This window comes from Stutzerimonas stutzeri, from assembly GCF_051028275.1.
Classification (GTDB): Bacteria; Pseudomonadota; Gammaproteobacteria; order Pseudomonadales; family Pseudomonadaceae; genus Stutzerimonas; species Stutzerimonas stutzeri_AS.
This window is the reverse complement of the sequence record NZ_CP069269.1, coordinates 2,816,948-2,840,454: the sequence shown is the minus strand read 5'-3', so window position 1 is coordinate 2,840,454 and position 23,507 is coordinate 2,816,948. Positions and strand designations below refer to the sequence as shown.

The window sequence follows — 23,507 nt, the reverse complement described above, 5'->3', positions numbered from 1 at the left end:
GATGCGCGCCGCTGGAGAGATGCCGGAGTGGCCGAACGGGACGGATTCGAAATCCGTTGTACCCTCGCGGGTACCTAGGGTTCAAATCCCTATCTCTCCGCCATTACGTATCGCCAAAACCCCTGAAATTCTTCGAGCTTCAGGGGTTTTTGCGTTTCTGGCTGAGACCACCATTCCCGGTTTGAATGGAGCAGGTCGACAACCAGGTGCAGCGTTTAGTTTGGTCAAAGGGCACGGCATTAACACAGCCGTTCGCTCCCTGTCTTAGTTTGCCTCGCTGCTGCGCCGACATCATCATGTAATTCAGTGTTGGCGAGTGTCCGCTTCGTCATGCTTTTTACGGTCGTCTCCGTGAGCGTTTTCGATGGTGTCGTCGTTCAAGCGTGGCTGCGGATCTTCGCCGGTAGGGTTTTGGTAACCATGCGCGCTCGCCTCGTTGTCGAGGTCTTGCTCGGTCTGGATATTGGCATTTCCCGACTGGTAGTCAGTCGTTTCCTCGGCGGCTGATGCGGTCGTTGTCAGCAAGGCCAGCAAAACTGATGCCGTGATGGTCGAGATATTCATTGCATGCCCCTCCAAAGTTTATGGTCTATCTGTCTAGACTGGCGGTGCCCGTCGTTTGTTCGGGCTTGTACCGGCGCAGCGCCGAGCGGGTTATGGGTGTAAGTGATTTATTAGCGAGAAGATACAGGCACCCAGTCGGCTAAGTGCTGTCCCAGCATGGGACTGACAACGAGGCGTTACATGATCGATTGGTTGATGAAGAACCAGCAGCTGATTTCGTTGCTGATCTCTTTAAGCACTTTGCTGGTGTGGATGTTTTATGCACACCTGCTCCTGCGAAACTTCAGACGGCAACGTCAGCCGAGCCTGCTCATCAATCGAGGTGCAGGCAAAGGGCTTGGCTCGCTGTGCCTGATATCCAACATGAGCGCCGAGCCGATGTTCATCAATCAGCTGCTGGTGTGTATCGAAACGTCTCGTGGCACCTTGTCGGTCGATATCACCGATATCCGCCAGAGCATGGATGATGATGTGCCTCCCGACCTCGCCATCCACCAAACCACCCACCAAGGTCCTCTGAGCAGCGGCGATTTCATCCACGTCGGTACGTTCCAAGGCATGGTGCGGCGTGTCGCCGAGCTAAACGGCATTGAGCTTCAAGGGCATCAGCCCGTTGGCGACTGGCAGTTTCACACCCTTGAAATCCGTGCGGTGGCGTTCTACGGACCGGAGCGCCATCCGCTGGGGGTATTGCGTCGCTTCTGCCTGGGCGACCTCACTGATCCAGAGTGTCGTCTGGTTCCTGAAAGCCCATTTACCCATCAACTGACGTCGTGGCGGGACCGACGGCGGGTACGCGCCTGGTTATCGGAAGGCCTGAACGATTAACCCGAAAATTCGCATCAGCTTAAGCAGGGTGGAACCTTGCCTCGTTTCGAGGGTCCACTTGTAACATTGCGTTTCTGCAATGTAGCGATACGTCCGATTAATAGTGGTACGCACCGCGCAGCGGGACATCGCTGACGTGAAGAGTGATTGGTCAGCCTGGCTTCGGCTAGGCTGCGTTTTGAAGGGAATCGGTCGTGGAGATCAACCGCGTAAGCGCAAGGGACGTTAGCGACGAGCATTATGAGCTAGTCGTCATCGGGTCTGGTTTTGGTTCGAGTTTTTTTCTTACCGAAGCTCTGAAGCATATCACCGGTCGGGCATTGATTATTGAGTGGGGCGATTTTCACCCCTGGGACTGGCAGATACAGACCCAGAGCAGTTCGATCATCAAGCCGGAGTCCACCTACGACAATCGGGGCGAGAAGCCCTGGAATACAACCATTGCCCTTGGTGGAGGAATGAACTGCTGGTATTCACAGACGCCGCGTTTGCATCCCAGCGACTTCGCCATTCGGACGCGATATGGGGTCGGCAATGACTGGCCGTTGAGCTATGCCGAGCTTGAACCCTACTACTGCCAGGCCGAGCAGATCATGTCGATCGCTGGCGACCCTGACATGACCCGCGTGCTGCCACGCAGCCAGCCGTTCCCTCAGCCTCCGCACAAGGGCTCCTCCATCGATATGCTGATGAAGGAGGCTATGCCCGACTATCACTTCATTATGCCGACCGGGCGCGCGAGGGTCGCGACCGGTACCCGTGGCGTCTGCTGCGCCAATGCCACGTGCAACCTCTGCCCAATGAACGCCAAGTTCACCGCGCAAAACGGCTTTGCCGAGCTGTACCGTCACCCCAAAGTTGATGTGTGCCTGAAAACGGAAGTACGAACGCTCGAATACCAGGGCAATACCATCAGGGGCGTGACGATCCGCTCTGAGGGCAAGGAATTCAAGGTATTCGGAGATCTCTTCGTGCTGGGCGCCAACGCTATTCAAAGCCCGGCGATCCTGCTTCGTTCGGATATCAATATTGGCGAAACCGGAATGGGCTTGCACGAGCAGGTGGGAGCCAACGTCGAGGTGTACCTCGATGGCCTGGGCAATTTCGACGGCAGCACCATTACGACCGGGCTTAACTACTCGTTATATGACGGTGATTTCCGGAAGGAACACTCAGCGTGCCTGGTCTATTTCGAAAATCGTTGGCCCTATGGACTGCGTCCGGAGCTCGGTCGGTGGAATCAGACCTTGCCGTTGATGCTCGTCAGTGAAGACCTGCCTAACGTGGAGAATCGGGTCGTTATCGACCCACAAAGCGGGCAGCCCATCATCGATTACCGGGGTGAGTCGGATTACGGCATGAAGGGGGTCCAGTACGGTCTGGATAGTCTGGAAAAACTGCTATCGCCGCTGCCGGTTGAATCAATCAACTTCAGAGAATGGCGTCTGACCGAGTCACATGTTCAAGGTACGCTGCGCATGGGGCACGGTGATGACGGTTCGGTCGTGGATGGGCATATGGTGCATCACAAGATGCGTAACCTCGTTGTGGTGGGCACCGCGACCTATCCGAGCTGCTCGCCAGCGAATCCCAGCCTGACTGCCGCAGCCTTGTCCATCCGTGCTGCCGACCTGCTTTACAGCTAAGGATCGCCAATGAAACGTCGTACCTTGTTGATATCGTCCGCTGCCAGCCTTGGTCTGGTAGCGGTGGGAGCTGGCGCCTGGGTTTATGAGGACCGTCAGGTCTTTATCCCGCACCTACTGCAGCGCCTGGTGGGAACCTTCCAGATGGACGATGAAGATCAACGCAAGTTTGTCGATGCCATGGCTGGCCACTACGGTTCGGAGAAGCTGACTGCGCTGATGGGGCTCTACAAAATCCGCCAGCAAACCGGCGTGGGAACGCCCTACACGGATCTTCGGGTCGACAACTTTGAACGCCGGCTGCTTACCGACTTTATGGTTTCGACTGATTTTCTGCGGCAGCAGAATAAGCCCAACCCGAAGGTCAGCTTTATCGGCTACAGGTTGCCCTGCAGCAATCCCTATGCCCGGTTCGAGGGCTTGACCTGACGCGATGGCGCGCTCGGATGCGAAGTGTGACCGGGTCCCTGGCTATATTCCTCTAACGTGAGGGCGAGCGCGGATAGGGCGCCACTTGATCCACCGCACGCGGAGGTCTGTTCATGCGCATCGCAATCTTCAGTACCAAGCCCTATGACCGCATCTTTCTTGACAAGGCAAACCAGGCACACCAACACGAACTGGTTTATCTGGATGCCAGGCTCACAGCGGAGACCGCTCCGCTAGCAGCGGGTTTCGCAGGCGTTTGTGCGTTCGTCAATGACAAGCTCGACCGCGAGGTGCTGCAGCACTTACGCGCGAACGGTACGGAGCTTGTGGCGCTGCGGTCAGCGGGTTTCAATCATGTAGACCTCGCCGAAGCCCAGCGCCTTGGCATGACGGTGGCGCGTGTGCCTGCATACTCGCCGCACGCGGTCGCGGAGCATGCTGTAGCGCTGGTGATGGGGCTAAACCGGATGACCCATCGCGCCTATAACCGCGTGCGTGAAGGCAACTTTTCCCTTGATGGCCTGCTCGGTTTTGACTTGTTCGGTAAGACGGTGGGCGTGATCGGGACCGGCAAGATCGGCCTGATCTTCGCCGACATCATGCATGGGTTTGGGTGCAAGGTATTGGCCAATGATCCCTTTCCCAGCGCCGACGCCAAGGATTTCGTCAGCTACGTGCCATTAGAAAGGCTGCTGGGTGAAGCGGACATCATTTCGTTGCATTGCCCGTTGACGCCGGAAACCCACCACCTGATCGATGCTGACGCGATCGAGCAGATGAAGCCCGGCGTGATGCTGGTCAATACTGGCCGGGGGCGAGTGGTCGATACGCGCGCGGTCATCGAGGGGCTCAAGAGCGGGAAAATCGGTCGGCTGGGGCTGGATGTGTACGAAGAGGAAGAAAACCTGTTCTTCCAGGACCTCTCACTGCGAGTCATCGGTGACGACCTGTTCATGCGCCTGACGACTTTTCCCAACGTGTTGATCACCGGGCACCAGGCATTCTTCACGACTGAAGCGTTGACCAATATTGCCGAGACCACGCTGGCGAACATCAGCGCGTTCGAGCACGGGAGCGGAACCCTGCATCGTGTGACTATCGACAAGCTGGCGTGACCTCTCGGCTCGCTTTGGCGGCCTGTCTTGCTGGTCGAGGCGATGCCCTGGCCAGATCAGCTCGGGCTTGTCTCGCTGATCAACATCCCGCATGCCACCTGGTAAACCTTGTTCCCACGACGGATCGTCAGCGGCGCTCTTTCCGCAATCACCGCGCCGCTGTCGAGCATTCTTTCGATGTGGGTGCGCAGTTGATGGTATTGCCTGGTGTATTCCCGATGCATCTGGGTCTGTCCTCTCTGCCAGCTCGAATTGTTAGGCGTAGCGATGGTATGACTCGCCAGAAACCGATTTGTCCCCGGTTAACTCAACGAGCGCCTGCAGGCTGATCGCCAAGGCTTTGTTGCAGCGTTGGTCTTCGTCCAAAAGGCAGTAGGATCACAACGCTATAGCAACCGCTAAGCTTTACGTCGGTGAGCCAGAAGCATGAAGGAACAAGGGTTGGTCCAGTGCTGATCGCGAGGCGTTTTCCATTAAGTATCGGCCCGGGTGAACGTTAAGGCCGACAGCCCTTCTAACATCCTGATACATACCGCGCTGCATGTAATGAAGGAGCTGGGCTATGGCAATTTTGCAGTTACGCAAACGCGTACCCCTCGCCGTCGTTATTTCCTGCATGCCATTGGCAAGCCAGGCCGATCTTTATTCGCTGAAGATAGAAAACGACGTTTTCGCAAACGACGACGGTCATTACACAAACGGTTTTGAGCTGATGCGTTCGTTCAAACCCGACGCCGATCATTGGTCCAGACGGTTCGCAGGGGTGATGCCAGGTTGGGAGGTGGAAGAGGTCGACAACGTCGCCTACCGGCTCGGTCATCAGATCTATACGCCCGACAATATCAGACGGGCAGCGTTGATCGAAGACGACCGCCCCTATGCAGCGCTGCTGTTTGCCGGTGTGTCGATATTCTCCGATGACCAGCACGATGGTTGGCGCGGCGCAAGCGGCCTGCATCTGGACGTCGGAATCGTCGGGCCCGCCGCGGGTGGCGAAAAAATTCAGCGGCAAGTTCATCAGTTTACTAACAGCGACGAGCCGCGTGGCTGGGATAACCAGTTGCGCAATGAGCCTTTCGTCAACCTTGCGTTCCAGTACCGCTGGTGGAAGCAGCAGCGGCTCGGGGGGCTGGAGTTCGAGTACGGACCCAGTGCCGGCTATGCGCTAGGTAATCTCTATACATACGCATCTACTGGGTTCGGGTTGCGCATCGGGCAGCGGCTCGACCGCAGTTTCAGCATCCCGGCGGTGGCGCCTGCGCAAAGTGGCAGCATGTTCTTCGATCAGGGTGGTGGGTTCGCCTGGAGCCTGTTCGCCGATGCAGAAGGTCGTTACATGGCGCAGAACATGTTGCTTGAGGGCAATACCTTCAAGGACAGCCACTCGGTGAATCCGAACGAATGGGTAGGGGATGTCAAAGCGGGCGTCGCGCTGACCTGGAACAGTTGGCAGTTGGCCTTTGCCAAGGTCTGGCGCAGCCGCGAATTCAATGCTCAGAACGAGCATGACGAATTCGGCTCGCTGACGGTGTCGACCTGGTTCTGAGGGTAATGAGAAGGGGGGGTGCAAGCGCACCCCGTGGGTGCTGCGCTTACTTCTTGGTCCAGCTGCCGTTGAGCATAATGATCTGGCCGGGTGGGGTTTTTTCGATGGCTTTCTTGCCGGCAATGGCTTCGACGTCACTGACGCTGATGCCATTCTTCTGGGCCAGACGATGGTATTCAGCGCGCCGCGCCTGGTTGATCTGACTGGCGATCTCTTCTGCCTGACCGCTGCTCTGCACGACCCCGAGATAACCGTCGGGCCTTTCGCCGAGCAGGCCGCTGGCCTTGGCCTGGCCAAGGGCTGACATGGCTTCATTGAGGGACATGGCTGTCGCCGGCAGGGTCAGACACAGCGCCATGAGGAGTGTCCCGAGTTTCAGATAGGTTTTCATAAGGCTCCTCAGAACAGACCGCTGTCTTCGTTGATGATCGAGTCGAGCTGCTTGTCGACCTTGATATAGATCTCGTGCTCAATTTTGACGTTGAGGTTGATATTGATCGGCTCGTTGGGCACCGCCAGCTCAACGCGTGGCGTACAGGCGCTGGCCAACAGGGCCAACGCCAGAATGCTAATGGGATGGCACAGCCGCATGGGGTCGTTCTCCTGGTCAATGTCGTCGCTACATTGCCTCATCTCAGGCGCTCCTGCACGCGCCGTTGAATGGTCTCGCTGACGCGATCGGACAATTGCAGACTGGTTAACAGGGCCGGGATGTCTTCTTCGAGGTTGATTGAGAAGTTGATTGGGCGCCCGCCTTCGAGGGCCGGATTGCGCCCGTGCAGCTTGAGCCCAAGGTTAAGCGTACCGTCATCGGCGTAATGTACATCGCTGGCGAGCAGATCGTAATGGAAGTCATCCAGCGCTTCGGTGACCAGACGCATCGCCGGGTTGGCCTGGCCCAGCGCCTGTATTTTCGGCGAGCGGAATTGCAGCGCGCCGCCGGGTTCACGCGCCTTTAACGAGCCCTGTTGGATGCTGATCCCGGCTTCGCCGCGCTGCACCTGCAATTGCCCGTCGATCACGCCCGTGCCGCTCAGCCCTTCTGCCGGATACGCCTCGAGCAGCAAGGGCAACTGCAGGCCGCTCAAGTGGGCAGTAAGCTGCTGCGTGTTCGCCGTGAGGTCTACAGCGCCCGGCTTCAGCCATAGGCGGCCGCCCAACAGACGGACTTCGGCGATGTCCCAGGCCAGGCGGCCCTGAGCGAGGCTGTCGACTGGACCTGCAAACTCGCCCTTGAATTGCAGCGGACCAAACGTGAAACCGGGATTGGCCTCGCGCAACGTCAGCTCGGACACATCCAGTCGCAGCTGATCTCCCTTCAACGCAATCGCCAATTCAGTATCGAGGCCATTAAGCTCGGTGCGGTCATAAATGCCGCCCAGACCCTTGGCGCTGACCGTTGCCGTAGCAGCCAAAGGGCCCTCGGCGGGCAGGGAGAGTTGCGCTTTCCCCTGCAAGCGGCCGCTGATCAATTCCAGTACACGCGGCCAGTCGGCCAGCGTGGCGGCAAGCGGATTACCGGCTCGCAGAAACAGCTCGGGCAATCGCAAATCGAGACGAGTTACACGGTTGGTCAGGTTATAGGTGAGTGCCAAAGGCAGGGTAAGCCCCGCATCATTGCCCAGTGGTCCATCAAGCGATATCCGTTCCAGGTTGCCGTCGAGCGCGCCGCTCCAGCGCCAGCCTTGAGGGCGCAGAGCCGGCTGATTGAGTTCATTGACGGCTAAGGCTGTGTTGCCTTTGACCGCAAGTCGCTGGACCTGGCCTTCGGTAAAACCGGCGTCGACACCGAGCCCAGCGAGGTCCACCTGCAGCGTGTCAAGCGTGATGTCTGGCGTTGCGCTCAGGCTGTTTACCGTCAGCCTTGAGCCCTTTTCAACGCGTATGGATGCGCCCTCCCGGGAGGCTTGACCGTTCAGCCGCAGGTCCGCCTCGACTCCCTTAAGCCGGATGTCTGGCCCCGCCCACTCCAGGTTACGTAGCTGGAGGCGAGTTTTGTCGAAGGTCGCCTCGTAGGGCGGGACGGTTGTCAGCACAAGGTGCGTGTCGAGGCTGAGAGGAGAGGGGCCGCTTGCAGCCAACTGCATGTTCAAGCGCAACGCCTGGGTTGGCTCGGTCGCTGGCGCCGGGGTGACTGCGAGGCTTATGGCATTCGGGCGCAGCTGCGCGGGCCAATCCTCAAGCAGTGCGGCGCTCGGCTGCAGCGTAAGGTCGCTCGACAGGTCTGTCGGCACCCAGGCCCCGCTTTCGACACGCGCCCCGAGATCCAGCTGCCCTTGAAGCAGGCCGATGCCGACCACGGGCCAGGGTGCGGGTAAATTGACCGATAGCCTCAGCTCACCGTCCAGCGTTTGCCAGCTTTCAAGCGGCGTGTTGGCATCGAGCGCGAGCGCCCAGCCTGCGCCGATGCGCATCTGTTGGGGCAGTTTCGGAAGCGTCGGTGGGGTGTACGTCGTCCAGTCCCCTAGCCAATCCAGTAGCCAAGGCGCCTCCGGTAGCTCGTTCATGGCCAAAGTGCCTCGCCATGAGCTCGTTGCGCCGTTGGGGCTGAATTGGTTTTGTAGGCTCACCCGCTCGGCGTCGTCGAGAAGCAGCTGAACATCCAGGTGGATGTCTTTGTTTCGCTCATAGGCTTTGGTAAGCAATGCGAGGCGATGCGTCTCGTGCCGCAGCGTCACGCTCAACTCGGCAGGCAGCAAAGCGTCGCCGGTCAGCTGCCAGCGCATCTCGCCTTGTTCCTGGCAGCTGCCGCGTGCACAGGGCAGCGCTAAATCGAAAGACGAGATAAGGCCTGTGCGGGGCAACCAGCGTGCCCAGTCCTCAAAGTCCTGGCGGCTGGGCAGCTCGAACGCGCTGTCCTTATCGATCTCGTTCGGCTTCGTCGGCCCGGTCTGCCATTCGAGGTGCAGATGATCGACCGCTAGCGTCCGAATGGGCAGCGGCTTTGTCCAGCTATGAATTGCCAGCGACACATTCTCGAGTTGCACCTTGATCTGCTCGCCGCTGTCCGACCGACGGAGTAGGGCGAAATGTCGCAGTCCAAGTCCCCGCGTTGACAGACGCAGCCCGTCGAAATCCAGTGCCTCGATACCCTGCTGATGCTTGAATTGATGCCAGCGATACCCACCGTACAAACCAGCAACCAGGACGATCAGTAGTACCGGCAGGACGGCCAGGAGGCAGATAGTGCGCAGCTTCGTCATCGTCCGTACTCGGGGTGGGTGGCGTCACAGAATAAGCTGGATGACATGCCGTTGCGATGGCATTGCCTTGGCGCAGCGCGATGACCTGTTGGCGTGCTTAAAGTTCCGTCGCGAACGGCTAAATACCACGAATCACGCTATTCGTGCGGTTTTGGCAGGGGTCGCGCCAAACTTGTGCACATCCATGCGTCGGCCTTGTCAAGCGCTTATGACAAACTGTCGCAAACCCTCCTAAACTATAGATCGAATAATAACTAACTGAAAAATATAGAGTTTTTCCAATGGCGAAAAAAACGCCAATCTAACTGGAAGCCCCTGATAATCGGGGCTGCGGAAATCTGTAACCTGTTTGTCCACTGAGTTATCCACAGGAATTGTTGATTAAAAATTTGTGTGATCGAGATCGTGTTTTTTCACTTTTTGCAAGTCTTTAACTCTTTTCAAAAAAGAGTAGAGTGCGCGGCCTTGTTCCCCCGAACCATTCGGTGACCATGAGAACGCGTCCTCTTGCCTCGACTTCAGTCGGGAGCACTTCATCCTCGCCGCGCCTGCCCATGCGTATGGCGTTGTGGCTGCTGGACAGCCAGCGTCTAGGGCAGACCAAGAGTGTCAAACGCATCGCCGGTCGGATGCTGAAGCAGCCGGCACTCGAAGGCGTAGTCGAAGCGCAGAGTCGCCTGGGACGGTTGCTCTGCCATGATTGCGACAGCCAGCGTGACCGTCGTATCGGTTTCGAGCTGCTGCGTCAGGCCGCACGGGCCGGTGATCGCCAAGCCCAGCTGGAGCTAGGTCAGCTCTATTGCGAGGGACAGCATCGTGAATTATCCAAGGCCCGTCACTGGCTGGAACAGGCCGCTGCGCAGGGCTCGGTCGAAGCCTCGCGCATCCTCTCGCGGTTGTTGGCCAAGCGCTAACGCCTGCACTGCAGACGCTCCGGACTGACCTGGCAGGGCTTGCTGGCTATACTGCCCGGCAATTCAGCCGGAGCCGTCCATGCCTCTTGATCCCTTGTTTCTATCAGTCGGGCTCGGGGCCCTCTGTGTAATCCTCGCTGTGCTAGCGGCGGTGTTGCAGCGCCGGGTGTCGCTGCAGCAAGCCGAGCGCTCACTGCTCGACGAGCGGCTGAGTCAGGCGGTCATGGCTCAGGAGGGGCTCAGCGCCCAGCTGGAGACCAGCCGCCAGGATCACGCCGACCTGCAGGAGTCCCGTGCGGCTTTGCAGGCCGAAGCGGCTGTGCTGCGTCGTGAAACCGAATGGTTGCAGGCTCAGCGCCTCGAAACCCGCGAGCTCCTCGACGACTTGCAGGCTGAGCGCGACGCCCAGCAGGCGGAGTTGCGCGCGTTGAGTGCCGCCCATGCAGCCGTTACTGCCGAGCTTAACGAACAACAGAAGACTCATGAGCAGCGCCTGGAAGATCTCCAGGGCGCCCGAGACGAGTTGCGGGCGCAGTTTGCCGAGTTGGCCGGAAAAATTTTCGAAGAGCGTGAGCAGCGGTTTGCAGACGCCAGCCATGAGCGCCTGGGGAAACTGCTTGATCCGTTGAAAGAACGCATCCAGTTATTTGAGAAACGCGTCGAGGAGAGCTATCAGAACGAGGCGCGCGAACGTTTTTCCCTCGCCAAAGAACTGGAGCGGCTACAGCAGCTCAACCAGCGTCTGGGCGATGAGGCGACCAACCTGACCCGTGCGCTGCAAGGGCAGAAAACCCAGGGCAATTGGGGGGAGTTGATCCTCGAGCGTGTGCTGGAGCACGCCGGCCTCGAAAAAGGCCGTGAATACCACACCCAGGTCAGCCTCAAAAGCACTGATGGCGAGCGTTTCCAGCCTGACGTGTTGATCCAGCTGCCAGGAGACAAACAGGTGGTGGTCGATGCCAAGGTCAGCCTCAAGGCTTACCAGGCGTTGATCGGCGCTGAGGACGAAACCAGCCGGGCGCTGGCGCTGAAACAGCACATTCTTTCGCTGCGTAATCACTTGAAGGGCTTGTCACTCAAGGATTATCAGCGTCTCGAAGGAGTGCAGAGCCTGGATTTCGTCTTGCTGTTCGTGCCTATCGAGGCGGCATTCGCAGCGGCGCTGCAGGGCGATCCGGAGCTGTTTCAGGAGGCTTACAGTAAGCACATTGTGATTGTAAGCCCGACCACGCTGTTGGCCACGCTGCGGGTGATCGACAGCCTCTGGCGACAGGAACGGCAAAGCCAGAATGCGCGCGAAATCGCCGAGCGCGCCGGGGCGCTTTACGACAAGTTCGCGGCTTTCATTCAGGATCTGGACGAAATCGGCGCGCGACTTCAGCAGCTCGACAAGGCCTATAACGGTGCGCGCAACAAACTCGCCGACGGGCGCGGCAATCTGATAAGCCGTGCCGAGCAACTCAAGCTGCTGGGTGCGCGTGCCAGCAAGCGCCTGCCCGCCGACTGGCTGGAGCGGGCAGGAGCCGAGACCCCGTTAGAAGCAGAGGACTAGTTGAGGCAGGGCAACCACAGCCTGGCTAGGCCGATACAAAAAAGCCCGGCCAGAGGCCGGGCTTTTTTGAAACTTTCAGGTTTACTGCTGTGTGACGCTCGCCAGGTTGTTGTTGCCTGATTGCATCACGTAAGCAAAATCCGTTGTGCCTGATTGAACGACATTAGCGACGTTCTGCGAGCCAATCTGATCAATCGAGGCTTCGTTCAGCGAGCCCGTTTGAGCAACAGTGATCACGTTGCCATCGCCATCCTGCATCGCAAGGGCATAGTTGTCGGTGCCAGACTGATCCAGCTCGGAGTTGTTGCCGTTGCCGTACTGGACGATTTCCGCCACGCCCAGGTCGCCGTCCTGATACACGTTTGCTTTGTTGTCGTTACCAGTCTGTTCAACGTAGGCGTCTGCGTTGGTCGCCGACTGAGTCTGACTGATAACAGTCGTGTTCATGACACCCGCCTGGATCACGTCAAGTATGCTGTTATTGCCGTATTGGCCAGTAGTCACGCCGTTTTCGCTGCCGTCTTGCTCGACGTAAGCTGTGTTGAAGTTTCCGCCCTGGGCCAGCACGGCGTCGTTGGCTGTACCTGTCTGAAATACGTCTGCGAAGTGATCGCCACCACCACCTTGCACCACGCGCGCCTCGTTCAGATCGCCTTCCTGATCCACGATAGAGTCGTTATTGCGAGAGGCTTGCAGTACCACGTCAACCAGGTTCTCGTTTCCAGTCTGGTAAATCGTAGAGGTTGAATCTACGCCGCGTTGGTTGGTGGTTGCATTGTTAGCGTTGCCATCCTGGTAGATGGACGTTGTGTTGCCGGCGTTGGTCTGATCCACCAGTGCCACGTTGGAGTCACCCGCTTGTTCCACCTCCGCGGTTTGAGAGGTGCCGGCTTGGTTGACGGTTGCCTTCTGCAACTCACCGTTTTGATCGACGGTGGCTTGGTTGCCAGCAGCCATTGCATTGACAGAAGCGGCAGAAATAACCAGGGCAAGCAGTGTCTTCTTGTTGAACATGGTGTAGCTCCGTACGAAAAAGGGGTAACCATCCTGTTCCCACTACCGACCCATACGGATCGGGGATTCTGTTCTAGGTGGCGCTTCGGGAAAATAGCCCTTGCCAGAACGGCGGACATGAACCGAACGGTTGAAATTGCAGGGCGGTCGATACTCATCCTGAAGGCACAGGCGTTGAAGCAACCAGCGCCCGGAGTCGATAGGGGGTAGGGATTCGCCCTGATTGCACGCCTGCAATGGGGATGGCTTAAGCCCGGCCATTTTGCGGCGCCGGCGCTTGAGCCTGAGCCGGCACAGCTCAGCGTCAGTTCAGCGGAACGTGGCGGCTCATCAATGCTCTGAGCGCTGCGGGTTTGACTGGCTTTGCGAGGAAATCCAGACCGGTAGCATGAATCGCTGCGATCAGTTCGGGACGGCCGTCGGCGCTGATGACCACCCCAGGAATTGGCTCGCCGAGGCGGGTGCGCAACCAGGCCATCAGGTCCGATCCCGTCTCGCCGTTGTCCAAGTGATAGTCAACCAGAACCAGCTGGGGTCGTACGTCTTCGCGCAGCAGTGCCTCGCATTCGGCCCGGGTGCCGGCTGTCCAGACCTGGCAACCCCAGCGCGACAGTAGGCTGTTCATGCCCGCCAGGATGCTGTCTTCGTTGTCGATGCACAGCACCTGAATGCCAGTCAGTGCGGTCTGCTGGGCTTCGCCGTTGACCTTGAGCTGCTTGGTCAGGTTGCTGGCAACCGGCACTGTCACACTGAATACGCTGCCCTTACCGGGCCATGAACGGACCGACAGCGGATGGTCGAGTACTTGGCAGAAGCCATCAGCGATCGCCAGTCCAAGCCCCAGTCCTTTCTCTGCACGGGTCTGGTGGCTGTCGAGGCGTTTGAACTCCTCGAAGATCACCCGCAGCTTGTCTTCGGCGATACCGGGGCCGCGGTCCCAGACCTCCAGGCGCAACGAGTCGCCCTGCCTGCGAACACCGAGCACGACACGCCCCTTGGCATAGCGGAAGGCATTGGTAAGGAAGTTCTGCAATACGCGCCGTAGCAGGCGTATGTCACTGTCGACCCGCAGCCGGCTGCCGTGCACCTTGAAATCGACGCCCTGTTCGGCCGCCAATACGGTGAACTCGGTGGTCAGCGTGTCGAACAGATTGGACAGGGGGAACGGGTTGCGGTCGGGGGTGATGCGTCCGTTTTCCAGGCGTGAGATGTCCAGAAGATCGGAAATGAGGTCTTCGGCCGAACGCAGCGAACTGTCCAGATGACGAACCAGATCCTGTGCTTCGCGAGGCAGGGCGTCGTGTTGGTGCGACAGCGCAGCGGAGAATAGCCGCGCAGCATTCAGGGGCTGCATCAGGTCATGGCTGACCGCCGCCAGGAAACGAGTTTTCGACTGGCTCGCGGCTTCGGCGGTGCTCTTTGCAGCGGAGAGGGCTTTGTTCAGTTCGGACAGCTCTTGCGTCCGTTCGCTGACGCGCTGTTCCAGACCTTCGTTGGCGTCCTTCAGTGCACGCTCGGCTTCCCGGTAGGCAGTGATGTCACTGAAGCTCATCACGAAACCACCGCCTGGCATCGGGTTGCCGATCAGCTCGACTACCCGACCGTTGGGGAAGGTTCGCTCCGATGTATGCGCTCGACCCTGGCGCATCCAGTACAGCCGCTTGGCCACATGAGTGTCGGGGTTGCCCGGACCGCACAAGCCACGTTCGGCGTTATAGCGAATGACATCGGCAATCGGTCGGCCGATATACACCAGCCCTTCGGGGTAATCGAACATCTCCAGGTAACGGTGATTCCAGGCGACCAGACGCAGCGATTGGTCAACCACGCTGATGCCCTGAGTGATGTTCTCGATCGCGCCCTGCAACAGGGCGCGGTTGAACTGAAGTACTTCCGAGGCCTCCCCGACGATCCGCACCACGTCGTCGACCTGCATGTCCCTGCCTTCCAGTGCGGCTTTGACTACCGCACGGGTCGAAGAAGCTCCCAGGACACCAGCGAGCAGCCGCTCGGTATGGGCGATCCACTGGCCATCGGCCTGCTGCTTTGGCGAGTAGTCGTGTCCATGGCGACGGGCGAAGCGCTGGAAACTAAGCTCCGCTCGCTCGGCACCGACGAAACGGGAGGCCAGCAGGAGCAGATCCTCCACCTGTACGGCGAGCAGGCGACGTGCGCCGGCAGCCGGCTGGATCTCCTGTCCGATGAAGCGGCTCGCCTGCCAGTGCTCGGCGACACGCGTCTGCGAAAGAATCGATACCCAGAAAAACAGCGTCGCGTTGCCGACAAGCGACAACGTGACGCCTAGGGTCAGTGCGCTGGTGTTGAACGGCAGGCTGGTGGTGTACATCCACTGCAGCCCAGGGAACATCTCCAGCGGCCAGCCCAGCAGTGGCAACACCAGTGTGTAGACCCAGATCAGCGCGCCCGCGGCGAGACCTGCAAATACGCCGCGGCGGTTGGCTTGCTTCCAGTACAGCGCGCCGACCATCGCCGGTGCCAGCTGGGTAAGCGCAGCAAAGGCGATCTGGCCAATGGTCGCCAGGCTCGCGCTGGAGCCCAGCAGGCGATAGCTGACATAGGCCAGCAGAAGGATCGCGACGATGCTGATGCGGCGCACCGAAAGCATCCAGTGCCGGAAGGCTTCGAAGGGCTGCTCGGCTTCCTTGCGGCGCAGCAGCCAGGGCAACAGCATGTCATTGGAAACCATGGTCGACAGCGCAACGCTGGCGACGATCACCATGCCGGTCGCCGCAGAAGCCCCTCCGATAAAGGCCAGCAGTGCCAGCGCGGGATGTGATTCGGCTAGCGGTAGGCTGATGACGAAGGAGTCGGGGCTGACGCCGCTTGGCAGCATGAGCTGACCTGCCAGGGCGATCGGAATGACGAATACCGCAGCGAGTATCAGATATAGCGGGAAAACCCAGCGGGCCAGGCGGAAATCACGCGGTTCGATGTTTTCCACTACTGTTACGTGGAACTGGCGTGGCAGGCAGACGATGGCCATCAGCGCGACGGATGTCTGCACCATCATGGCTGGCCAGTTGACCGTTTCCGCCCAGAATTCCGAGAGCTCGGGTGCATCATGGGCACGGTTGAACAGATCGCCAAAACCGTCAAAGAGGCCAAAGGTGACGAAGGCGCCGACCGCCAGGAACGCGAAGAGCTTGACCAGCGACTCGAAGGCGATGGCCAGCACCATACCGCGGTGGTGCTCGGTCACATCCAGATTGCGCGTGCCGAACAGAATGGTGAACAGTGCCAGCATCATGGAAACGATCAGTGCTGTGTCCTGCGCGCCGGAGCCGGCAACCGCTTCGCTATGGTTGCCGATCAGCAGGTTTACACCTAGAACGATACCCTTGAGCTGCAGCGCAATGTAGGGCAGCACCCCGACCAGGCAGATCAGCGTCACGACCACGGCCAAGGGTTGCGACTTGCCATAGCGCGCAGCGATGAAGTCGGCGATGGAAGTGATGTTTTCCTGTTTGCTGATCATGATCATCTTCTGGATGACCTGAGGCGCCAGCAACATCAGGAGAATGGGGCCGAGATAGATCGGCAGGAACGACCAGAGCTGCTCCGCAGCCTGACCAACCGCGCCAAAGAAGGTCCAGCTGGTGCAGTACACCGCCAGCGACAGGCTGTAGACCCAGGCTCGGGCACGCGGCGATAGCTCGCTGCGATGGCGATCGCCATAAAAGGCAATGGCAAACAGAACAGCCATATACGTGAGGGCGACTAGCGCAATCAGCCCACCGGACAATGACATGCGAACTCCAGTTACATAGGAAAAGCGTGCTTCGGTTTGGTCAATCCATCACGGCGGTCGAGCGGGGGCGGCCGGGCGACATTCACCTATGCAGGGGCATCCGAATCGCAGTTGGTGCGACCGTATCCCTGGATAATGTCCGGGCTGCTCAAAGTCGGCAGTAAGGTGAAGACCGAAGCGATTGCTCATTAAAGTTGATGGGTAAAGTTTCGCAGTAAAAGGGGGCTGAGTGTTGCGGCTGCGACCATGGTCGCATGGGCGGCTTGGTCGCAGCTGAGGCGGGCGCAGCGCCCATGCTAGACAAGCGTAGCAAGCGGGCCGCTGACATCAGGTGCGTTGGAGGCAGTTAGTCCCAAGCAGCGGCCGAGCCTTTCAGCATTCGCCGACCAGCCCTCAGCGCAGTTATGCCGGATCTGCTGTCTCTATTAGGTGCTAGCTGCTTTGCTGGTTTAGGCTTGCCGCCCCGCTTGAGCGCATGCCCAGGCAGCTGCTGCCGCTGATGCTTTAGGCTGCCGCAGAAACTTGGCGCCTCGTTTCCACCCTAGCTGGAGAATAAGTGATGTTCATGCCGCGTCCGGTCACCTTGCAGCGTGGAGCCCTGCGTCTGGAGCCGCTTGTAGAGTCCGACGTTCCGGCCCTCGTTGATCTGGCCGCTCTGAACAGTGACGAGTTGATCTACCTGAACGGGCCATTGCGTCCGGACTGGTATCGGCACGCGCTTACCGAACAGCTCGAAGGCCGTGCCGTGGTGTTCACCCTGCGCATGGCCGAGCGCATCGTCGGAACAACCCGTTTCGCTGATTTCGACCCGGTACTGCCTGCCGCCGAACTCGGCTGGACCTGGCTGGACAAGGCCGAGCATGGCAGCGGCCTCAACGCCTCGATCAAGTACCTGCTACTCAAACACGCGTTCGAAGAGTGGCAACTGGTGCGCCTGCAGTTGAAAACGGCGGCAAGCAACATGCGCTCCCAGCGTGCAATCGAAAAGCTCGGCGCGCAGCGCGAAGGCTTGTTGCGTAACCACCGCCGACTTGCCGATGGCCGCCTGGATGACACCGTGCTGTACAGCATCACCGACCGGGAATGGCCAATCGCCAAAAGCGTGCTGGAAGCGGCGGGGCGCTGAACCGGGCATTCGCGGCCGATCTTGGATCGAAGCCTTCAATCCATGCTTTCAGCCGTTGCAGACCTACCGACCGTCGCCGTCAGACCTTGAGTTGAGGTAATGTTGGGCCCCTTTGCGAACGCAGCGCCTGGGTTCATCAGCCTGTCTTCATCTTCCCCTACGCTCCGGCCTCGATGGCGGTACGTAGCTCGTTTTGTTGCGGTGTACAGCTAAGGAGCCCCGATGTCCCGCTCGCAAGAATTCTTGCACGGTTGCCGCGATATCCTGCCGCTGATTGTCGGCGCCATCCCTTTCGGCATTATTTTTGGAACCCTTGCCATTGGTGCAGGGCTGTCCGGCTGGCAGGCCATGGGTATGTCCGCACTGGTGTTCGCCGGCTCCGCGCAATTCATCGCGATAACGTTGATCACCGGAGGTGTGGGTGCTGCGGTGGTGTTGCTTACGACCTTTGTTGTCAACCTGCGCCATGCGCTGTACAGCGCCTCGATGCAGCCTTTCGTTCGACATCTGCCGAGCCGCTGGCGTGTGCCGCTGGCGTTCTGGCTGACCGATGAAGCCTTCGCAGTGATCCAGCATCGTTATGCCCGGGACGATGCCTCGCCGCACAAACACTGGTACTTCCTTGGCGCCGGCCTGACCATGTACCTGAGCTGGCAGCTAGCGACGCTCGCCGGTATCGCCTTTGGCCAGGCGGTGCCAAACGTCGCCAGCTGGGGACTGGACTTCGCCATGATTGCCACCTTTATCGGCATTGCCGTACCCATGATGCGTACTCGACCTCAGGTAGCATCAGCGCTCGTGGCAGCTGTCGTCGCGCTATTGACTTGGGAATTGCCCTACAAGCTCGGGCTGATTGCAGCCGCGCTGGCCGGCATTATCGTTGGGGTCTGGCTCGAGCGACGGGCTGAGCGTCAGTTACAAGCGGAGGCGTGCTGATGCAGACCTGGATGCTGATCCTCGGGATGCTGGCGATCACTTTTCTGACTCGATACAGCTTTTTCGCCTGGCCCAATCTGCGCTTTTCTCGCTTGGTGGAGCAGGGGTTGCACTATGTGCCCGTCGCGGTGCTGACCGCCATTGTCGTGCCAGGCATGCTCATGCCCGCCGGCGAATGGGCAGTGGACTGGCGCAACGCTTATCTGTTGGCCGGGGTGCTATCGATACTGATCGCGGCCTTGACCCGGAATCTGCTGGCGACCATTGCCGGGGGATTGCTGTTCTTCTTTCTGTTGCGCTGGGCGTTCGGGCAGTTGCCGCTGTGACGCGCTGCCCAGTCCGTGATGCAGGCACGGCAGTGCTGTGCCTTTGCCGGGTCCTAAGGTCTCAAATAGTTGACGTCTTTTGCATGGAAGCGGATCGATGACCAAGCCTCACTCGCAATTCACCCTGTTCGGCAAGCGACGTTTCCTGCCGTTCTTTCTGACGCAACTGTCGGGCGCCTTCAACGACAATCTGTTCAAGCAGGCGCTAGTCCTGGCGATTTTGTACAAGATCGGCTCGAACGCCGACACCAGCCTGCTGATCAATTTGTGCGCGCTGCTGTTCATCCTGCCGTTTTTCCTGTTCTCCGCGCTGGGCGGTCAGCTGGGCGAGAAATACGCTAAGGAGCGCCTGATCCGAACGATCAAGGCCGGCGAAATATTCATCATGCTCGGCGGTGCGGCCGGCTTGTTATTGGGCAACTTGCCGTTGCTGTTGATCGTGCTGTTCTGCATGGGGACACAATCGGCGCTGTTCGGGCCGGTCAAATACTCGGTGCTGCCCAAGCTGCTTGAGGGTCACGAACTGGTTGGCGGCAACGCGTTGGTCGAGATGGGCACCTTCCTGGCTATCCTTGCTGGCACTATCACCGCTGGCGTGATGATGGCCAGTGAAGGCTACGCTCAATTGGTCGCCGGCAGCGTGGTGGCGGTAGCGGTGGCGGGGTATCTCACCAGCCGAGCAGTGCCCGCGACGGGCGCGTCCTTGCCGTCACTCGAGATGGATTGGAACCTGTTTCGCCAGACTGGCGCAATCCTGCGCCTGGGTCTGGGCCAGCGCCTCTCAGTGTCGCGCTCGCTGATCGGCAACTCATGGTTCTGGTTTCTTGGCGCGACCTACCTGACACAGATCCCGGCCTATTCGAAGGATCTGCTGCATGGCGATGAAACGGTCGTCACGCTGATTCTGACGGTTTTCTCGGTCGGCATCGCCCTTGGCTCGCTGCTTTGCGAGCGGCTGTCCGGCCACAAGGTCGAGATCGGCCTCGTGCCGTTCGGCTCCTTTGGTCTGACCCTGTTCGGGCTGTTGTTATGGTGGTGTTCGGGCGGCTTTCCGCAAGCTGAGATGCCACATGATTGGATGGCGTTGCTGGGCATCGGCCAGGCCTGGTGGATTCTCGCTTCGGTGCTTGGTATCGGTGTGTTCGGCGGCTTTTATATCGTGCCGCTGTACGCGTTGATTCAGGCGCGTACGCCGGAACACGAGCGGGCTAGGGTGGTGGCCGCAAACAACATCCTCAACGCGTTATTGATGGTCGCCTCGGCGCTGGTCGCTATCCTGCTGTTGAGTGTCGCCGGGCTGTCGATTCCGCAGCTGTTTCTCGTGGTCTCGTTGATGAACGTGGCAGTCAGCGCCTACATCTTCAGCATCGTGCCGGAATTCAGCATGCGGCTTCTGGTGTGGCTGCTCGGGCACTCCATGTACCGGGTGCGCCATCAGGGGCTTGACGCCATTCCCGAAGAGGGTCCGGCCGTGCTGGTCTGCAACCACGTGTCCTATGTCGATGCGCTGCTGATCGCCGGAGCGGTGCGCCGGCCCGTTCGCTTCGTCATGTACTACAAGATTTTCCGAATTCCGGTGCTGAACTTCATATTTCGCACGGCGGGCGCTGTGCCGATTGCCGCGCGGCATGAGGATGAGGCGACCTACACCGAAGCGTTCGAACGCGTCAGCCGCTACCTCAGCAATGGCGAAGTGGTGTGCATCTTTCCAGAGGGCAAGCTCACCACCAATGGCGAGATGAACGAGTTCAAGGCGGGCGTCGAGCGCATACTGGAGACGAATCCGGTGCCTGTGGTGCCGATGGCGCTGCGAGGGCTATGGGGAAGCTTCTTCAGTCGAGATCCTGCCAAGGGCTTTTTCCGGCGGATCTGGTCGCAGGTCGATCTAGTCGCCAGTTCCCCGGTTGCTCCCAGCGAAGCCAGCCGACAGTGGCTACAGGCGCTGGTTGGCAGGCTACGCGGCGACCGGCGCTGAGCGCAGCGGCCGTGTGGTCCAGGTGATCTTTGTGCGGTCTGGCGGATAGACCCCGGCGTCGCCGTCCCACGCAACCGTTTAGCGCGCATGTCGGGCAACTGGCGAGCGCAAATGGATCGGTCACGGCGTGTCAGGGTCGATATAGGTAAACCAGTGTGGAGGTGAGCATGGCCGACGTGTACAAGACTGAAACCATCAACCGCGCCGAGGTCGACTCACTCGATGGAATAACGGTACTGGACTTTGGCACCAACTGGTGCGGGCATTGCCGTTCTGCCGAGCCGCACATCGAACGGGCGCTTGCCGAGTATCCGCAGATCAACCATATCAAGGTCGAGGACGGTCCGGGTCGTCCCCTCGGGCGCAGCTATCGGGTCAAACTGTGGCCAACGCTGATCTTCGTTCGCCTCGGTCAGGAGCTGGCTCGGGTGGTACGACCGACCGACGCCAAAGTCGTGGCCGAGGCCGCTGCGCAGGCCACCGGTCCGCTAGGCGATTGATCAGAGAGTCACGCTGGGCCACGACGATTCCGGCGTGGCTCTAAACGCGCTACAGGTAAGGCTGGGCCGACGGCTTTAGGTGCCGGCCTGCACACGTGGAGCCTGACATGTCTCCGACTGAAAAACAGAAGATGCTCGCCGGCGAACTCTATAGGCCGGGCGACCCCGAGTTGCAAGCCGATCAGGCTGCGGCAAAGGCTTGGATGGTGCGTTATAACGCGGCGTTGGGCGAAACACCCGCCGTGCGTCGCGCCCTGTTGAGAGAACGCTTGGGAAGCGTAGGTGAAGGTGCCGTTATCCGCCCGCCGTTTCATTGCGATTATGGCTACAACATTCATCTTGGTAACGAAGTGTTCTTCAACTTCAACTGCGTGATTCTCGACGTTGTCGAGGTGCGCATCGGCGCGGGTACTCAGATCGGGCCGGCTGCTCAGATCTATTCGGCAGATCATCCGCGGAACGCACACGAGCGCCGTAGCGGCCTTGAGTTCGGCCGTCCGGTAGTGATTGGGGAAAACGTCTGGATCGGCGGTGGCGCGATCATCCTGCCGGGCGTAACCATCGGCGATGACGTTGTAATCGGAGCGGGGAGCGTGGTTACACGGAGTGTTGCAGCGGGGGCGACAGTCGTAGGCAATCCTGCTCGTAGTCGCTGAAGGATGTGAGGTTGGCAGCCGGCTCAAAGGCCGGCTGCCGGCCTGCTTACTGCTGGGTCACGGTGGCCATGTTGCCCGAGCCCATCTGCGATACCATTGCCGCGTCACCCATGCCGCTCTGGGTCAGCATCGCACGGTTGCCGTCGCCGCCCTGCATGACCTGCGCCAGATTGGCTTCGCCGGTCTGAGTCAGGCTGACTTCGTTATCCGATCCGTAGAGCTGCTGGATGTCGGCGATGTTGAGGTCGCCGCCCTGCAGCACGTCCACACGGTTGTTATCGCCATAGCTGGAACCGGTCAGCTCGTTGCCGTTGCCGGTCTGGCTAGCAGTGAGCAGGTTGTCGGTGCCGTCCTGAGCGAAGTCGATCATATGATCGGTGCCTTCCTGCGTCACGTAAGCCTCGTTGAACTCGCCGCTCTGCTGCAGCGAAGCAGCCTGCATGCTGCCGTCGAGCTGATCGACGATGGCATAGTTGTTATCGCCAGTCTGCTCGATGTTGGCGGTGTTGCTCTCACCAGCCTGGAAGATATCAGCAACGTTGGCGGTGCCGTCCTGGGAGATCGACGCGGTTTGCAGCGAGCCGCTCTGGTCGATGTACGCTTCGTTCTCCAGTCCGTTGGATTTGATTTCAGCACTGTGCTCAGCGCCTTCCTGCGTGACGGATGCGACCTGCAGATCACCTTGCTGGTCGATGTTGGCCATGGAATCATTGGCGTCCATCTGGTAGACGGTCGCGTCGTTGCCATTGCCTTCCTGGTTGACCAGGCCGTCGTTGCGTGCGCCGCCTTCCTGCCAGACCAGCGAGACGTTGTCGTTGCCTACCTGACGCTGTTCCGAAACGCTCAGTTCGGTGTTGTCCTGAATGGACTCGGCGAAGTTGTCATTACCGTCCTGGTCGATGACGGAGGTGCTCAGGTCAGCTGCAGTCTGCTCGGTGAACGCAGTGTTGAATGTACCTTCCTGGTACTGGCGAGCGCTGGCGCCGAAGGAGTCGTTCTGGACGATGCTGGCGTCGTGATCGTCGCCATTCTGCAGCTGGATCGCTTCGCTCTGCTCGGTCGAAGACTGCACGATGTCCGCACGGTTCAGGTTGCCAGTTTGCGTCTGCACGGCATCAGACAGGGTGGCCTCGGTCTGGGTGACCATGCCGTCGTTGCCCTCACCAGTCTGGGCCTGATAGGAAATGTTATCCAGACCGCCAGTCTGGGTCACTTCGACGATGTTGTCGTCACCGAGTTGATTCTGTTCTGCGCTGTTGTCTTGGGCATGAGCCTGGGTGGCCAGAATCGCGATGATGGCGGCTGCGAGGGGCTTGCACTTGAACATGTCGTCTCTCCATGGAATTGGGATGCGTGTCGCTCCTGACTGGTCGGCTGCGCAGGTCTGCTGGGCGGCGGCTACTACAGG

20 protein-coding genes and 1 tRNA gene are annotated in these 23,507 nt (G+C 59.5%); 14 read left to right on the top strand and 7 right to left on the bottom strand.

Going from position 1 to position 23,507, the window contains the following annotated elements; all coding sequences use genetic code 11:
- Positions 1 to 13: 13 nt before the first annotated feature.
- A tRNA-Ser gene (locus JQR87_RS13030) sits at positions 14 to 103 on the top strand.
- Between the two features lie 200 nt (positions 104 to 303).
- Here the strand turns inward: JQR87_RS13030 and JQR87_RS13025 are convergent.
- Positions 304 to 564: a hypothetical protein gene (locus tag JQR87_RS13025; protein ID WP_407296496.1), complete on the bottom strand. Its 261-nt coding sequence runs from the start codon at positions 562 to 564 to the stop codon at positions 304 to 306.
- A 180-nt stretch (positions 565 to 744) separates the two neighbouring features.
- On the opposite strand from JQR87_RS13025, the gene JQR87_RS13020 reads away from it, so the two are divergent.
- From JQR87_RS13020 to JQR87_RS13000, 5 genes are all read left to right on the top strand, one after another.
- Positions 745 to 1,392, top strand: coding sequence for a hypothetical protein (locus JQR87_RS13020; protein WP_407296499.1), 648 nt, complete (start codon positions 745 to 747; stop codon positions 1,390 to 1,392).
- 194 nt (positions 1,393 to 1,586) lie between these two features.
- On the top strand, positions 1,587 to 3,038 hold the full coding sequence (locus JQR87_RS13015) for a GMC oxidoreductase (protein WP_407296502.1): 1,452 nt from the start codon (positions 1,587 to 1,589) through the stop codon (positions 3,036 to 3,038).
- A gap of 9 nt (positions 3,039 to 3,047) precedes the next feature.
- Complete coding sequence (locus tag JQR87_RS13010; protein ID WP_407296504.1) at positions 3,048 to 3,467, top strand: hypothetical protein; 420 nt, start codon at positions 3,048 to 3,050, stop codon at positions 3,465 to 3,467.
- Positions 3,468 to 3,580: 113 nt separating this feature from the next.
- Entirely contained in the window at positions 3,581 to 4,582 is a 1,002-nt protein-coding gene (locus tag JQR87_RS13005; RefSeq protein ID WP_407296506.1) for a 2-hydroxyacid dehydrogenase, read from the top strand.
- Between the two features lie 616 nt (positions 4,583 to 5,198).
- The gene (locus tag JQR87_RS13000) at positions 5,199 to 6,128 is read left to right on the top strand and encodes a lipid A deacylase LpxR family protein (protein WP_407297707.1); all 930 of its coding nucleotides are present in this window, start codon (positions 5,199 to 5,201) and stop codon (positions 6,126 to 6,128) included.
- Between the two features lie 46 nt (positions 6,129 to 6,174).
- On the opposite strand, the gene JQR87_RS12995 is transcribed toward JQR87_RS13000, so the two are convergent.
- Genes JQR87_RS12995 through JQR87_RS12985 form a run of 3 tightly spaced genes read right to left on the bottom strand, consistent with a single transcriptional unit; the run spans position 6,175 to position 9,331 of the window.
- Positions 6,175 to 6,519, bottom strand: coding sequence for a YdbL family protein (locus JQR87_RS12995; RefSeq protein ID WP_407296509.1), 345 nt, complete (start codon positions 6,517 to 6,519; stop codon positions 6,175 to 6,177).
- Between the two features lie 8 nt (positions 6,520 to 6,527).
- Positions 6,528 to 6,719 carry a YnbE family lipoprotein gene (locus JQR87_RS12990; protein WP_025241104.1) on the bottom strand — a complete coding sequence of 64 codons (192 nt, stop codon included), beginning with the start codon at positions 6,717 to 6,719 and terminating at the stop codon, positions 6,528 to 6,530.
- Between the two features lie 38 nt (positions 6,720 to 6,757).
- Complete coding sequence (locus JQR87_RS12985) at positions 6,758 to 9,331, bottom strand: YdbH domain-containing protein (RefSeq protein ID WP_407296511.1); 2,574 nt, start codon at positions 9,329 to 9,331, stop codon at positions 6,758 to 6,760.
- Between the two features lie 554 nt (positions 9,332 to 9,885).
- Between JQR87_RS12985 and JQR87_RS12980 the strand changes: the two genes are divergently transcribed.
- Positions 9,886 to 10,245 (top strand): tetratricopeptide repeat protein, encoded by a 360-nt coding sequence (locus JQR87_RS12980; RefSeq protein ID WP_407296513.1) that lies wholly within the window; start codon positions 9,886 to 9,888, stop codon positions 10,243 to 10,245.
- A gap of 79 nt (positions 10,246 to 10,324) precedes the next feature.
- A complete protein-coding gene (gene rmuC / locus JQR87_RS12975; protein WP_407296516.1) occupies positions 10,325 to 11,797 on the top strand; it encodes a DNA recombination protein RmuC in 1,473 nt (490 codons plus the stop codon).
- 81 nt (positions 11,798 to 11,878) lie between these two features.
- On the opposite strand, the gene JQR87_RS12970 is transcribed toward rmuC, so the two are convergent.
- A complete protein-coding gene (locus tag JQR87_RS12970) occupies positions 11,879 to 12,811 on the bottom strand; it encodes a hypothetical protein (RefSeq protein ID WP_407296518.1) in 933 nt (310 codons plus the stop codon).
- Between the two features lie 304 nt (positions 12,812 to 13,115).
- The gene (locus JQR87_RS12965) at positions 13,116 to 16,580 is read right to left on the bottom strand and encodes a hybrid sensor histidine kinase/response regulator (protein ID WP_407296521.1); all 3,465 of its coding nucleotides are present in this window, start codon (positions 16,578 to 16,580) and stop codon (positions 13,116 to 13,118) included.
- A gap of 559 nt (positions 16,581 to 17,139) precedes the next feature.
- Between JQR87_RS12965 and JQR87_RS12960 the strand changes: the two genes are divergently transcribed.
- From JQR87_RS12960 to JQR87_RS12935, 6 genes are all read left to right on the top strand, one after another.
- Positions 17,140 to 17,706 carry a GNAT family N-acetyltransferase gene (locus tag JQR87_RS12960; protein WP_407296523.1) on the top strand — a complete coding sequence of 189 codons (567 nt, stop codon included), beginning with the start codon at positions 17,140 to 17,142 and terminating at the stop codon, positions 17,704 to 17,706.
- A gap of 222 nt (positions 17,707 to 17,928) precedes the next feature.
- A complete protein-coding gene (locus JQR87_RS12955) occupies positions 17,929 to 18,642 on the top strand; it encodes an AzlC family ABC transporter permease (protein WP_407296524.1) in 714 nt (237 codons plus the stop codon).
- Positions 18,642 to 18,968 (top strand): AzlD domain-containing protein, encoded by a 327-nt coding sequence (locus tag JQR87_RS12950; protein ID WP_407296527.1) that lies wholly within the window; start codon positions 18,642 to 18,644, stop codon positions 18,966 to 18,968. Before JQR87_RS12955 ends, JQR87_RS12950 begins: the two co-directional genes overlap by 1 nt.
- Before the next feature lie 97 nt (positions 18,969 to 19,065).
- Complete coding sequence (locus JQR87_RS12945) at positions 19,066 to 20,943, top strand: MFS transporter (RefSeq protein ID WP_407296528.1); 1,878 nt, start codon at positions 19,066 to 19,068, stop codon at positions 20,941 to 20,943.
- A 167-nt stretch (positions 20,944 to 21,110) separates the two neighbouring features.
- The gene (locus tag JQR87_RS12940; RefSeq protein ID WP_407296531.1) at positions 21,111 to 21,443 is read left to right on the top strand and encodes a thioredoxin family protein; all 333 of its coding nucleotides are present in this window, start codon (positions 21,111 to 21,113) and stop codon (positions 21,441 to 21,443) included.
- Between the two features lie 107 nt (positions 21,444 to 21,550).
- Entirely contained in the window at positions 21,551 to 22,099 is a 549-nt protein-coding gene (locus JQR87_RS12935; RefSeq protein WP_407296534.1) for a sugar O-acetyltransferase, read from the top strand.
- 46 nt (positions 22,100 to 22,145) lie between these two features.
- Here JQR87_RS12935 and JQR87_RS12930 read toward each other — a convergent pair whose 3' ends face one another.
- Positions 22,146 to 23,426 carry a hypothetical protein gene (locus JQR87_RS12930; protein ID WP_407296536.1) on the bottom strand — a complete coding sequence of 427 codons (1,281 nt, stop codon included), beginning with the start codon at positions 23,424 to 23,426 and terminating at the stop codon, positions 22,146 to 22,148.
- Positions 23,427 to 23,507 lie beyond the last annotated feature (81 nt).

What these genes read in the sequence shown, in the direction of transcription:
- JQR87_RS12955 (WP_407296524.1), top strand. Translation starts at nt 17,929, where the DNA reads ATGTCCCGCTCGCAAGAATTCTTGCACGGTTGCCGCGATATCCTGCCG.
- JQR87_RS13010 (WP_407296504.1), top strand. Translation starts at nt 3,048, where the DNA reads ATGAAACGTCGTACCTTGTTGATATCGTCCGCTGCCAGCCTTGGTCTG.
- JQR87_RS12960 (WP_407296523.1), top strand. Translation starts at nt 17,140, where the DNA reads ATGTTCATGCCGCGTCCGGTCACCTTGCAGCGTGGAGCCCTGCGTCTG.
- JQR87_RS13005 (WP_407296506.1), top strand. Translation starts at nt 3,581, where the DNA reads ATGCGCATCGCAATCTTCAGTACCAAGCCCTATGACCGCATCTTTCTT.
- JQR87_RS12970 (WP_407296518.1), bottom strand. Translation starts at nt 12,811, where the DNA reads ATGTTCAACAAGAAGACACTGCTTGCCCTGGTTATTTCTGCCGCTTCT.
- JQR87_RS13025 (WP_407296496.1), bottom strand. Translation starts at nt 564, where the DNA reads ATGAATATCTCGACCATCACGGCATCAGTTTTGCTGGCCTTGCTGACA.
- JQR87_RS12935 (WP_407296534.1), top strand. Translation starts at nt 21,551, where the DNA reads ATGTCTCCGACTGAAAAACAGAAGATGCTCGCCGGCGAACTCTATAGG.
- JQR87_RS12985 (WP_407296511.1), bottom strand. Translation starts at nt 9,331, where the DNA reads ATGACGAAGCTGCGCACTATCTGCCTCCTGGCCGTCCTGCCGGTACTA.
- JQR87_RS12945 (WP_407296528.1), top strand. Translation starts at nt 19,066, where the DNA reads ATGACCAAGCCTCACTCGCAATTCACCCTGTTCGGCAAGCGACGTTTC.
- JQR87_RS13020 (WP_407296499.1), top strand. Translation starts at nt 745, where the DNA reads ATGATCGATTGGTTGATGAAGAACCAGCAGCTGATTTCGTTGCTGATC.
- JQR87_RS13000 (WP_407297707.1), top strand. Translation starts at nt 5,199, where the DNA reads ATGCCATTGGCAAGCCAGGCCGATCTTTATTCGCTGAAGATAGAAAAC.
- JQR87_RS12950 (WP_407296527.1), top strand. Translation starts at nt 18,642, where the DNA reads ATGCAGACCTGGATGCTGATCCTCGGGATGCTGGCGATCACTTTTCTG.
- JQR87_RS12930 (WP_407296536.1), bottom strand. Translation starts at nt 23,426, where the DNA reads ATGTTCAAGTGCAAGCCCCTCGCAGCCGCCATCATCGCGATTCTGGCC.
- JQR87_RS12995 (WP_407296509.1), bottom strand. Translation starts at nt 6,519, where the DNA reads ATGAAAACCTATCTGAAACTCGGGACACTCCTCATGGCGCTGTGTCTG.
- rmuC (WP_407296516.1), top strand. Translation starts at nt 10,325, where the DNA reads ATGCCTCTTGATCCCTTGTTTCTATCAGTCGGGCTCGGGGCCCTCTGT.
- JQR87_RS12965 (WP_407296521.1), bottom strand. Translation starts at nt 16,580, where the DNA reads ATGTCATTGTCCGGTGGGCTGATTGCGCTAGTCGCCCTCACGTATATG.
- JQR87_RS12990 (WP_025241104.1), bottom strand. Translation starts at nt 6,719, where the DNA reads ATGCGGCTGTGCCATCCCATTAGCATTCTGGCGTTGGCCCTGTTGGCC.
- JQR87_RS12940 (WP_407296531.1), top strand. Translation starts at nt 21,111, where the DNA reads ATGGCCGACGTGTACAAGACTGAAACCATCAACCGCGCCGAGGTCGAC.
- JQR87_RS12980 (WP_407296513.1), top strand. Translation starts at nt 9,886, where the DNA reads ATGCGTATGGCGTTGTGGCTGCTGGACAGCCAGCGTCTAGGGCAGACC.